This is a genomic window from Sphingomonas trueperi (assembly GCF_011927635.1).
Taxonomy (GTDB): Bacteria; Pseudomonadota; Alphaproteobacteria; order Sphingomonadales; family Sphingomonadaceae; genus Sphingomonas; species Sphingomonas trueperi.
In genome coordinates this window covers 64,217-75,298 of record NZ_JAATJB010000013.1, presented here as the reverse complement: position 1 = coordinate 75,298, position 11,082 = coordinate 64,217, and the positions used below count along the sequence as shown (strand labels likewise).

At 60.0% G+C, this 11,082-nt stretch carries 10 protein-coding genes and 1 pseudogene; 7 read left to right on the top strand and 4 right to left on the bottom strand.

The window, feature by feature from the left end:
* Positions 1 to 93 precede the first annotated feature (93 nt).
* The gene (locus GGR89_RS17565) at positions 94 to 390 is read right to left on the bottom strand and encodes a hypothetical protein (protein WP_151606910.1); all 297 of its coding nucleotides are present in this window, start codon (positions 388 to 390) and stop codon (positions 94 to 96) included.
* 91 nt (positions 391 to 481) lie between these two features.
* On the opposite strand from GGR89_RS17565, the gene GGR89_RS17560 reads away from it, so the two are divergent.
* From GGR89_RS17560 to hisI, 6 genes are all read left to right on the top strand, one after another.
* Positions 482 to 958 carry a MerR family transcriptional regulator gene (locus tag GGR89_RS17560; protein WP_151606912.1) on the top strand — a complete coding sequence of 159 codons (477 nt, stop codon included), beginning with the start codon at positions 482 to 484 and terminating at the stop codon, positions 956 to 958.
* A 585-nt stretch (positions 959 to 1,543) separates the two neighbouring features.
* The gene (locus tag GGR89_RS17555; protein ID WP_151606913.1) at positions 1,544 to 2,137 is read left to right on the top strand and encodes a DUF3231 family protein; all 594 of its coding nucleotides are present in this window, start codon (positions 1,544 to 1,546) and stop codon (positions 2,135 to 2,137) included.
* Positions 2,138 to 2,307: 170 nt separating this feature from the next.
* Positions 2,308 to 3,114 carry an SDR family oxidoreductase gene (locus tag GGR89_RS17550; RefSeq protein ID WP_151606915.1) on the top strand — a complete coding sequence of 269 codons (807 nt, stop codon included), beginning with the start codon at positions 2,308 to 2,310 and terminating at the stop codon, positions 3,112 to 3,114.
* Between the two features lie 32 nt (positions 3,115 to 3,146).
* Positions 3,147 to 5,210 carry a glycoside hydrolase family 15 protein gene (locus GGR89_RS17545; protein ID WP_167713016.1) on the top strand — a complete coding sequence of 688 codons (2,064 nt, stop codon included), beginning with the start codon at positions 3,147 to 3,149 and terminating at the stop codon, positions 5,208 to 5,210.
* A gap of 124 nt (positions 5,211 to 5,334) precedes the next feature.
* Positions 5,335 to 6,681, top strand: a complete 1,347-nt coding sequence (locus tag GGR89_RS17540; protein WP_151606919.1) for a dihydrolipoyl dehydrogenase family protein — start codon at positions 5,335 to 5,337, stop codon at positions 6,679 to 6,681.
* 547 nt (positions 6,682 to 7,228) lie between these two features.
* Positions 7,229 to 7,837, top strand: a complete 609-nt coding sequence (gene hisI, locus GGR89_RS22820) for a phosphoribosyl-AMP cyclohydrolase (protein ID WP_332299652.1) — start codon at positions 7,229 to 7,231, stop codon at positions 7,835 to 7,837.
* Positions 7,838 to 8,030: 193 nt separating this feature from the next.
* On the opposite strand, the pseudogene GGR89_RS17530 reads toward hisI, so the two are convergent.
* Positions 8,031 to 8,348: pseudogene (locus GGR89_RS17530) on the bottom strand (IS110 family transposase); the annotation flags it as partial.
* 58 nt (positions 8,349 to 8,406) lie between these two features.
* Positions 8,407 to 8,547, bottom strand: coding sequence for a hypothetical protein (locus GGR89_RS17525; RefSeq protein ID WP_167713014.1), 141 nt, complete (start codon positions 8,545 to 8,547; stop codon positions 8,407 to 8,409).
* Positions 8,548 to 9,319: 772 nt separating this feature from the next.
* Here GGR89_RS17525 and GGR89_RS17515 point away from each other — a divergent pair.
* A complete protein-coding gene (locus GGR89_RS17515; RefSeq protein ID WP_126847143.1) occupies positions 9,320 to 9,589 on the top strand; it encodes a helix-turn-helix transcriptional regulator in 270 nt (89 codons plus the stop codon).
* On the opposite strand, the gene GGR89_RS17510 is transcribed toward GGR89_RS17515, so the two are convergent.
* Positions 9,579 to 10,835, bottom strand: a complete 1,257-nt coding sequence (locus GGR89_RS17510; RefSeq protein ID WP_126847141.1) for a tyrosine-type recombinase/integrase — start codon at positions 10,833 to 10,835, stop codon at positions 9,579 to 9,581. The two genes, GGR89_RS17515 and GGR89_RS17510, sit on opposite strands and share 11 nt — an antisense overlap.
* Positions 10,836 to 11,082: the final 247 nt, after the last annotated feature.

Sequence of the window (11,082 nt, the reverse complement as noted above, 5' to 3'; positions counted from 1 at the left end):
ACGCGCCGTCGCCTTGGGTTTGAGTGGCGTTGAGCCCGGCTTAAACTTCACGACGCCGTCGGGGAGAGGCCGCGCGCAAGCTTCTTCTTCGACTCAAGCCCGCTGAGCTTCCAGCAGACCAAGGTAGAAGTGGTATTCGAGGAAAGCCGCCGTTCCTGCCACTAACAGCGGCTTGTAGGGCGCGAGCGCCGTCAGGTTCGCGATCCACGGCATCGCTCCGATGCCGTGGCTGAAGGTGATCTGCAATCCGATGCCGCAGGACGAGGTGGCCACCGCACCGAGGAATACCGCCGACGGCAACCAAGCGCCGCCGCTCCACAGCGACGTGTTGCGACGCGTGCAAATCCGCGGTGGCAGCCGTTGTCGCCGCCGGTGCGGGGTGCGATGCATTCATCAAGTCAGACCTTACTCCCGTTGCCGAAATTCGATTCGAATCGTATGATACGGGCTGTAGTCACTACAGGTGCAAGAAGGAAATTCGATGAGCGGTCACGCAGCAGTAAAAAGCCTCCAGAGGGGAGAGCTTGCCGAACGGACGGGCTGCAATATTGAGACCGTGCGCTACTACGAAAAGATTGGCCTCTTGCCAGAGCCGCCGCGCACCTCGGGTGGCCATCGTGCCTACAGCTCGACGCACGAACGGCGCCTTCGCTTCGTTATGCGAGCTCGCGAACTTGGCTTTTCCCTGGAAGAGATCCGTGAGCTTCTGCGGTTGGCCGAAGAGCGCGACCGACCATGCGCCGAAGCTAGCAACGTAGCAGCCACCCACCTTCAGGACGTGCGGACGAAGATCGCCGATTTGAAGCGCATGGAGGGCGTGCTCAAAAACGTCGTCGTTCAATGCGGAGACGGCACGCAGCCGGAATGCCCGCTCATCGAGACCTTGTTCCGCGAACCTACGGCCAGATCGGCAAAGCCACGGACAAAAGCGGCGAGAAGTCCCCGTGGCCATAGCTAAGGCGCCATACCTCGCTGTACAGTCTTCACCCGATGGGACAGCTTAGTGACCGTGCGTGCGGCCCAAACGGGAGCAGCTCGTGCCTGGTCCCCTGTGACGTATGAGCCGCCATTCCATCTGGCCTGCTGAGCGTGGCTGCGGGTTAAATTTCTCCGCGGGAACGCTGAGCTCGCCAGTTCAGTCTTTCGGCATCAAAAAAGTCTCAGGCGCGTGGAACCTGTACCCGCTACAGGTGTGTTTCCAATTTTATGGTAGCTACGGCCATCTCCTTGAGCCGGGCAAGCATAGCATATCCTCAAGCGGACTGGTCGAAATCATGCCCATGAGCACACAAAGCAATTCAGGCGGGAAGATAATGGTTTTCGCGGTCTTGCATTTCATCTGCTGTGGGCTGCCTTTGTTGCTGCTCTCCGGCGTATCACTCGCGTTTATAACACCTTACTGGCCGGTAGCCGCTGGAGTTCTAGCCCTACTCGGAATAGTCGGCTTCGTCTGGTACTTCAAACGCGGCTGTGCCTCCTGTCCCCGCAATGAGGGCCGCCGCGTCATTAACCCGAAAATTTAACTGGATGAAAGGAAGCTGTCATGGCTCAGCAGGTCGAGATTGGTCGCCCCGAAGGGAAGACGTCCTATAGCGGATACGCCGAACGCTACTACGAGCAGGCCCGGAGCCAGCGCCAGACGCTCTCGGCCAGCGAATATGTGGCGGTGACCGAGGGATACCTTCGCGAGTTCGTGTGCATGGGCCAATGCAATCTTTACCTCGGGTCGGCCAAGGATGCGAAGATCAAAGAGTCTATCAAGATTTATCTTGAGGACGTCTGCAATCCGAACATCCAGGAGATGAAGAAGATTCTTGACGATGGCGGCTACGCGCTGCCCGCTCCCATGGAGGAAACGAAGGGTCCGGATGATATTCGCGAAGTCGACATGAACGCCATCAACGACCGCGCCATCGTGATCGCGCAATGGTTCGCCATCCGTGGATTCATGACGCTGTGGGACAACTTCGCGATCATGAGCCAGCGCACCGATGTGCGCGACGCCTTCATTCGCAACTATCATAGAGCCAATCGCTGGCACGTGGCGATATATGAGATGGCTCTAGAAAGCGGCCACCTGAAACCCCTTCCTATCGTCGGCAACCACCATGTCGGTCATCCCGGAACGAGCCCGTGACGCCGGAGCTCGGCTTAGGGCACCGAACCGAGAGTACCCGGCCGCAACGCACATGCGAAGTTTGCTTGGCCATCTGGCCTACAGCGCCGCATTGGCTGCCGCAGCCGAAGAGTTTCTACGCGTTGGCTGACCGCGCCGGCGAGCCGCGTCATCCTCAGTGAGGAACATGTATGAGAGACCGAGCACTTCAGGACTGCCGGGCATTCGTAACGGGCGCTAGTTCGGGCATCGGCGAAGCGATCGCCCGGGCCTTCGCCCAGGCGGGCGCGTTGGTTCTCGTCAACTATAGATCGGACCGCGAAGGCGCCGAGCGAGTAGTTGAAGAGATAAATACATGCGGAGGCAGCGCGATAGCGATTCAGGGAGACATGTCGATTTCTGAGGATTGCAGCCGGTTATTCGATGCGGCGGCGAACCAGTTCGGCGGCCTTGATGTCGTTGTCGCCAATGCTGGTATTCAGCGGGACGCCCCGTTTACAGAGCTGACCTTGGATGACTGGCGCATGGTTATCGACGTCAACCTGACGGGCCAATTCCTTTGCGCGCAGGAGGCCGTCAGGCGGTTTCGTAAACAGGGGCTTCGTCCCGACCGCTCACCCGCGCTTGGCAAGATCATTTTCACTAATTCCGTCCACCAAACAATACCTTGGAGTGGACATGCCAGCTACGCCGCTGCGAAAGGCGGACTGAAACTGCTCATGGAGACAATGGCGCAGGAACTAGCGGCGGAAAAGATCCGGGTGAATGCGATCGCGCCAGGTGCGATCAAGACGGCCATCAACAAGAAGGCATGGGAAACCGAGGCAGCGAGGGAGAAACTGCTCAAACTCATTCCTTACGGCCGGATTGGCGAGCCAGAAGATGTGGCCAAGGCCGCGGTGTGGCTGGCTTCCGATGACTCCGATTATGTCGTGGGCACAACCCTTTTCGTGGATGGCGGGATGGTGCTGTATCCCGCCTTTCGGGAGGGCGGCTAACCGTGTTGACACCACACATATTCGCCGAACCCTTGGCCGCGTCGAGCCGGCGTTCCTACGTTCCTATCCGAGATTACGCACTCATCGGCGACTGTCATGGCGCAGCATTAGTCGCCCGGGACGGCGGGATCGACTGGTGGTGCCCAGAGCGCTTCGACGCCGAGCCAGTCCTTTGGCGCCTTCTGGACGCTGAAAAGGCCCCGGTCTTTGAAATCTGTCCCGAAGATGATGCCGAGGTGGAGCGGGCCTACCTTCCCGATACAAACATTTTGCGCTCAGTTTGGACGGCGCGCGGCGGCCGAGTTGCGGTGACTGACTTTGTGCCGGTTGGCCGCGCGCCTGCTGCGACGAGCGACGACTATGTCACCCTGTCCGCTCCGGGCTGGCTGGTGCGCATTGTGGAAGGTGTGGCGGGCCGCATGACGATACGGGTCCAGTATCGTCCGGCAAAAGCCTCCTTCGACGGCGCCGCCTTGGACGAGCTGCCTCAGAGTGATTGCGCATTCGGTGCCGTCGCCCTTTACATGTGCGGAGGTGCGCCCGAGGGCGTCACGGCCGCCAACGAAGCGATCGAAGTCGCCGCTGGGGAACGGCTTGCCTTCGTGCTTGCGCCCGTATCGGCCGCGACCGCAGCCCCGGCCGGTCAGGCCGCTCGACTACTGCAGATCACGAGCGCTTTCTGGCAAGAGTGGTGCGGCCGCTGCCAATATAAAGGCCCGTATGGCGGGGCGGTGCGGCGCAGCGCGCTAACCCTGAAGCTGCTCACCTTTGCCCCGACGGGGGCCATAGTCGCCGCGCCTACCACGTCCCTGCCCGAGGAGCCGGGCGGCCAACGGAATTGGGATTACCGTTTTAGCTGGCTTCGAGACTCGGCCTTCGTGCTCCAAGCATTCGCGGCGCTTGGTTACAGCGGTGAAGCCCGCCGCTATTGCCAATTCCTACGCCTTTGCTGCGTGCAGACATTACCTGAACTGCAAATCCTCTATGGTATTCGCGGTGAGACGGAGCTCCGCGAACAAAGGCTGGACCATCTCGATGGGTATGACGGCAGCCGGCCGGTCCGCATCGGCAATGCCGCCTACCGCCAAAAGCAAGCCGATATCTACGGCGAACTTGCCGACTGGGCACTTCTGTATCATGCGCTTGGTGAGCCTCTCGACACGACGCTGACGCAAATTCTGCGCGGCGCCGCCGACTATATAGCAGTCCACTGGCGGGAGCCCGATCAGGGTATTTGGGAGATGCGCGGCGAACCGCGGCATCATGTTCACGGTAAGCTCATGGCATGGGTTGCCCTCGACCGAGCGATCCGTCTCCTGGGGCCAAATCCGGTCTGGGAAACCGAGCGGGAGGCCGTGCTTCAGGCGGTCCTGGGCCCCGGCATCGACCCTGAGGGCGGCTACTTTACGCAGGCTTTTGGGTTCCGGGAGCCAGACGCCGCACTCTTGCTGGCCCCGCTGCTCGATCTCCCGGTTCCGCCCGACCTTTTAGCCCGCACGGTGGATGCCGTGGAGAGGCGGCTACGCGAGGGCGACTACGTCCGGCGCTACCGGACCCCTGATGGGGTTCCTGGCGGCGAAGGCGCTTTTCTCATCTGCAGCTTTTGGCTAGTTGATGCACTCCTTGCGCTGAATAGAGCGGTGGAAGCGCGCTCGTTGTTCGAGAGCCTCCTAACTAAGGGCAATGATCTCGGCCTGTATGCGGAAGAGGTCTGTCCACACGACGGTGCGTTCCTCGGTAATTTCCCCCAAGCGTTCACGCATCTCGCTCTGATCAACAGCGCCATTCACTTGCAGCTCTACGAGAACAAAGGGGTGGAAGCCCTCGCTGGAACGCATGCCGATCGCGCGAAGCGAACGGCCGCGGCCCGTGAGGCCATCTGGCAGGACATCAACGGCGACGGCTCGCACACCAATTCGCGTGCTTCTGTCCTCGACTTGAAATCCACCATCTCGCCCGGGCGACCAGAACGCAGCGTGGCTGCATATGAGGATGCCGGGCCGGTTGGCGAACCTCGAAATCGAGGCGATGCAGATCTGCGCGCTGTGGTGAACTTTCCCAGCCCGCGCGGAGCGAAAACGTACTGTTGCGACTAGTGCGGCCAGCGCAGGCACGATGACGCTGCGGTCCATGCGGGTGTTCTCCCGGAAGTCACCGCCGCGTTCGGATGGTGGCAACACGCATACAAAATGGTGAACGACGAACAAGTAGGAGAGACCAATGGCCAACCAATACGACCTTATAATCATAGGAACCGGCACGGCGGCTATGGTCGCTGCGATGCGCGTGCGCGCCGCCGGTTGGAGCGTGGCGGTCATCGACCACCGGCCTTTCGGCGGCACCTGCGCCCTGCGCGGCTGCGACCCGAAAAAGATGCTTGTCGGCGGCGCCTCGGCTCTCGACCATGTCCGGCGCATGAGTGGCAATGGTGTTGCCGGTGACGTCCATATCGACTGGCCCGAATTAATTGCCTTCAAGCGCACTTTCACTGATCCGGTCCCGGAAAAGCACGAACACCGTTACGAAGAAAAGGGCATTCATACTTATCACGGCCATGCACGCTTCGCGGGTCGGAACAGTCTGACGGTGGACAGCGAAAATCTTGAAGCCCGTCACGTTTTGATCGCTGCGGGCGCCGAGCCGATAAAGCTGCACATTCCTGGTGAAGAGTATTTCGCTACCAATGAGGACTTCCTGGCCATGGAGCGACTGCCAGAACGGATCGTGCTGGTCGGTGGTGGCTATGTAGCGTCGGAATTTTCCCACATCGCCGCCCGCGCGGGCGCGCAAGTGACCATCCTTCAACGTGGCGAGCGGATGCTTACGCACTTTGAGCCTGAACTTGTCGGCTGGCTCATGGACAAATTCGGCGAGATCGGGGTCGATGTGCGCCTGCGGACCACAGTGCAGGCAATCGAGAAGAAGGGTGCGGGCTTTGTCGTTCGCGCCTCGTCAGAAAGCGGCGACACGACGTTTGAAGCCGATCTTGTTGTTCATGCGGCCGGTCGGGCGCCCGCGCTCGACGCGCTTGATCTTGAGACCGGCGGCATCGCGACGGAGAACGGCCGGCTCAAACTGAATGAGCACCTCCAGAGCGTCTCGAACCCGGCCGTGTACGCCGCCGGCGATGCGGCACAGCAGGGCCCCCCGCTCACTCCGGTCTCAAGCCACGACGGCAAGGTGGTCGCCGCTAACCTTTTGGAGGGCAATCGGCATACACCGGACTATCGCGGTGTGCCGAGCGTGGCCTTCACGATTCCGCCGATCGCTGCTGTCGGACTGAGCGAGGAGGAAGCACGTCAGCAGGGCCTAAAATTCCAGACCAAGTCCCAGATGGCGTCCAACTGGTTTACTGCCCGCCAGGCCGCGGAGAAGACCTATGGCTTCAAGGTGATGGTGGAGGACGACACCGGGCGTATCCTAGGCGCACATCTTGTCGGACCGCACGCTGATGAAGTGATTAATCTGTTTGCCCTGGCGATCCGCCACGACCTAACGGCCGACAATTTGAAGACGACGATGTTCGCGTATCCCACCGGCGCCTCGGATATCGGCTACATGCTCTGAATGCCTTTGCGTCTCTGTAATCATCGAGGACGGACGCATCTGGCTCTATTTCGTTGAAGGACGCCGAACTGGCACGCGCGGAGCTTCGACGCAGCTAATCGCTTCGTCGGCGATGCGCCAACCCAGGAGCGCGGGCGCAGACATGGTGAAGCTAGTCGACCAGCCAATCGGATGAAAATTCGGTATTGACCCTGTACTTAGTACAGGGTGTAGCAGTTCTAATGTGACGACCGTCAATGTGAACTAACGAGCAGCGCAGCACAGATGGCTTGGCAGCGCCACTAGCGCGGAAAGTGAGGTTTGATGAACGAAAAGCCAGCAGCGGGGCTTATGACGGCGATTGTCGTCGCGCCACTGGTCGCGCTTTGCTGACTTGGGCCGCTTTTTATCGGCTCGGCAGTAGGTGGTGTCGTGGGCTGGCTTAGCGGACAGGGTCTTGCATTGACCGCCGTGCTGGCATTCTTGGCCGCAGCCATCGGCTACGCCGTGATGCGTTGGCGCAGGGCTTCATCCAATCGAGTGGATGCCGGCCCGACTTGCGCATGCGATGTATCTGAAGCGCGGCAAGACGTCGAGCTTGATATCGTCAAGCCTGCGAACGAACGGCGGACCCGTTAATCGCAACGATTCGAGCGATCCGCAGCGCACAGTGGCGATCGCTCAGGCCGGACGATCATCCATAGAACTGGTACGCGCCAATCAAGGAATGCCAATGCCACTGGAAGATCAGCGACCTGACCCATTAAGAGCGGACCCTGCGGAGATGATCGAAGAATGCTCGGCCCTGTTGCCAGGGTTCAATGAGGTCGGGCTCATTCCCGCTGTCGCGACAGACGTCGCGAGTGGAGTGGTGCTGATGCTAGCGTGGATGAATGCGGAGGCGTTGAACAAGACGATCGAGACCGGCCAGGCCTGGTACTGGAGCCGGTCCCGCCAGCGTCTCTGGCATAAGGGCGCGACAAGCGGGCAGATCCAACAGGTCGAAGAACTGCGCATCGACTGTGATCAGGACACGGTCTGGCTCAAGGTGAGCGTCGCAGGCGACGGCGGCTGTTGTCACACCGGCCGACCCAGCTGTTTCTATCGCCGAATCCTGACCGGGTCGGAGGGTCCGACGCTCCAACGGCTATCCCACGCTCGGCCATTGTCGCGCTGAAAGGCCGCCTCAAAAATGAGGCAATAAGCTGTACATGCCCGTTGAGAACATGTTTGTGCACAGGGGCTTCAGCAAATCCTGCTTCCTGTGATCCGCGCACCTGTGCGGCACCTAGTACCTCGTCACAGAGATTATGATGTTCGAAGTGCGGGCGCGCAGCAGCGGCTCGAACGATGGTGACAAGTAGCGACCGTTAATCGATCAACTCGCACACCCGCTCTTCGAACATCCTTTTGGTGACGACGCCGATCTTCAATCCGAACACCTTCAGCGATCCGCGAATGCAGCCCTCGATCTCGTATTGTTGTTTGAGAAGCAGCTTGCGGGCGACGAGCAGGAAACGAAGCTCGTGACTCTCGGTGGTCTTCACATGCACAGGCTGGAACCAGCCCGTCCGCATCATCTGTGCGATGCCGCGAGCATCGTTCCGATCCGTTTTGTTGATCATCGCCGAGAGGTCAGCCTTCGCCCGCCTGACCTCGATACAGACGACGGGAAGGCCCGCGCCGGCAAGCCCGCTATAGAGCTATTGCGAGAGGGGACAGGCTTCCAGACCCACCGTCCGAAGCTCAGCCCGGTCGCATGAAGAAGTCGGTAAGCGCCGCAGAATCGCTCGCCACCTTGGCTTCTGCGACGTAGGCTCCAGCCTCGTCTACGATGCACACGCTCGTCTCGTCCAAGGACACGTCCAGCCCGGCATGATGCTTCATGATCGTTCCTCCTCAGGTCTGGAAGCCGCCCATCAGCTTCCATCGAGGGGCAATTGTACAGCTCCCACGCTGGCTAGATCGCTCGCTTGCCGATTATCCGATCTGCGAGCTCCCGCAACCACTCTCCTCAGCGCTCCAAACCTGCGCTCCTGCACGAGATTTGATGGTCGAGGGCGTGCATTCGCTAAGACAGGTCCAGATCCTGCGGCTGGTCGAACAGGCCGGGGATGAGGCGCGCGGCGTGCCGGCCGGCACGATCCGGATCTCCTGCACGGCGGCCTTGGGGGCCTTGCACATCAGCCGGCTGATCTTCGCCTTTCAGGACCGCTACCCCCGACATCGGAGTCGACCTCAGCCTGACCGACGAGCGCGTCGACCTGGGCCGAGAGGCGTCGACATCGCGCACCACCGATCTCTTTCACGGATGCGCATGAGAATCTAGGCGGCCATAACCAAAGCCGAACTCAGGGACCTAGATTTTGCCGAATGAGAAGGTGGTGCGGGCGGCCGGGGTCGAACCGGCACTCCTCCACTCGGAACTGGATTTTGAAGTGAATCTCGCGTACCACCGGGGTGAAATTCCACGGGCGGCGGCGCTTCAAACAAGAGCCGAAGGGTCGGCCGACGCTCCTAGAAGACACTTGCCCTTTGAGGCCACCCGTCCGATTTGCACGCTATAGCCCGATATTACCGCACACGTTCACGCGCGGGCTTCAAAGCGGAAGATCTATCGCCTTCTATCTCCACAAGAGCAAAGAAGTGGAGATACAGTATGAGCGCTGCCCCGCATGTCGCCCGCAGAACAATTCGCCGGCAGCAGCTACGAGAGATCGTGCCACTTGCCGACAGCACGATCTACGACATGGAGCAGCGAGGAGAATTCCCGCGGCGCTTTTATCTCACCTCACGCTGCGTCGTCTGGGACTTGGCAGAGGTCGAAGCCTGGCTCGACGCTCGACGCCGTGCCTCTCGGGCAAATACTGTTAAACGCGCTCCCAGTCCTGACGTGAGATTGCGCCGTTCGCGGCCCGTCAAACACTAGGCTCGAGCTCAAGCAGCTCCATCGTGGCCGGGAGCAGAGTCGGGACATACTTCCGCCCCAAGACCCATGCGTCCACCAGATTAGACCACTCCTGCATCATATGCCGGCGTTGATGCTCGTACTCCGCCTTGTTGTAGACACCACGCGAGGACCTTCCGTCCTCGTGCGCCAGGCACTTCTCGATCCAGTCGCTGTTGAAGCCGAGCTCATTCAACAGGGTCGAGCCTGTGCGTCGAAGATCGTGAACAGTGAAGGGTTCGAGTGGCAGCCCCTCCTTTTTCGCTCTGACAACGACTGCGGTCGTGATCCGGTTGAACGTCGCCCGCGACATCGGCGCGTCAGCGTCATATCGCGACGGAAGGACATAGCGCGAATTGCCTGCGCAGGTTTTCAGCGCGATGAAGATGTCGACGGCCTGCTGTGACAGATAGACGTTGTGTGCCTTCGACCGCTTCATTCGCTGCTTGGGTATCGACCAGACGGCGTTCTCGAAATCGACTTCATCCCACGTCGCGTCCTGCAGCTCGCTTTTCCTGACCATCGTAAGAAGGAAGAGCTTCATTCCCAGCCGTATAGTCGGCAGGGTCGGTACATGATCGAGCTGACCGAGCATGACGCGGATCTCCGCAGGTGATAGCGAACGATCCTTCGGTACGAAGGTCGCGATAGACGCGGGCCCAACTTCATCCGCCGGGTTGGCGACCTTCTCGCCATGCAAAATCGCGAACGCAAAGATCAGCTTCACGATATCCCGCACATGGACGGCCGTGGCTGGAGCGCCGCGATCCTTCACTTTCCCGCACATCATGCGGAGATCGTCAGGCGCGATCTCCGTCAGAAGCCTGTTTCGAAATGTTGGCAAGATGTCGCGTTCGTAGATCGAGCGCCGCATGGCGCTCGTGCTGTCGGCCATGCGCGACTCCTGGAACCACTTCTCGCCGAACTCGCCGAACCTCTTCGCCTCCTTCAATCGTCGCTTGTCGTGCTGCTTCTCTTGAGCAGGAGACCGTCCCTCTGAAATGGCCCGCTTCGCATCGATCAGCTTCTCGCGAGCCCTGGCAAGCGAGAGGCCATCTGGGCCATATCGGCCGAGCGTGAGCGTCTCGCGACGTCCGTTGAGGCGGTAGTCGTACCGGAACACGATCGCCCCAGACGGCTGCACTACGACGTACATACCGTCACGATCGCTCACCTTGTACAATTTATTCTGTGATCTCAGCGCCTTAATCGCAGTGTCAGTAAGCATGGGGGCCTCCAAAACCGTCTAAAAACCGGAGAGAGGCGCCGATTATACCGTCAGGCCAAAACAGGCGATGCTGAAGGCATGATTCCCGTTTTAAATCAGCCTATTAATACCAAAAAAAATACCGTCAGCAGCTCTCTTAGCTGTGACGGTATAGCGAAATTCCCGATCAAACAAGTTCCCCCATACCGTCTGCTATACCGTCAAATCGGAGCACTGCCCCTCGATAGACGGCGATAGCCACTGGCAC

Excerpts from the sequence above, each read along its gene's own strand:
- GGR89_RS17525 (WP_167713014.1), bottom strand. The coding sequence starts at position 8,547 with ATGAAGCATCATGCCGGGCTGGACGTGTCCTTGGACGAGACGAGCGTG.
- hisI (WP_332299652.1), top strand. The coding sequence starts at position 7,229 with ATGTATCTGAAGCGCGGCAAGACGTCGAGCTTGATATCGTCAAGCCTG.
- GGR89_RS17540 (WP_151606919.1), top strand. The coding sequence starts at position 5,335 with ATGGCCAACCAATACGACCTTATAATCATAGGAACCGGCACGGCGGCT.
- GGR89_RS17550 (WP_151606915.1), top strand. The coding sequence starts at position 2,308 with ATGAGAGACCGAGCACTTCAGGACTGCCGGGCATTCGTAACGGGCGCT.
- GGR89_RS17555 (WP_151606913.1), top strand. The coding sequence starts at position 1,544 with ATGGCTCAGCAGGTCGAGATTGGTCGCCCCGAAGGGAAGACGTCCTAT.
- GGR89_RS17565 (WP_151606910.1), bottom strand. The coding sequence starts at position 390 with ATGCATCGCACCCCGCACCGGCGGCGACAACGGCTGCCACCGCGGATT.
- GGR89_RS17510 (WP_126847141.1), bottom strand. The coding sequence starts at position 10,835 with ATGCTTACTGACACTGCGATTAAGGCGCTGAGATCACAGAATAAATTG.
- GGR89_RS17560 (WP_151606912.1), top strand. The coding sequence starts at position 482 with ATGAGCGGTCACGCAGCAGTAAAAAGCCTCCAGAGGGGAGAGCTTGCC.
- GGR89_RS17515 (WP_126847143.1), top strand. The coding sequence starts at position 9,320 with ATGAGCGCTGCCCCGCATGTCGCCCGCAGAACAATTCGCCGGCAGCAG.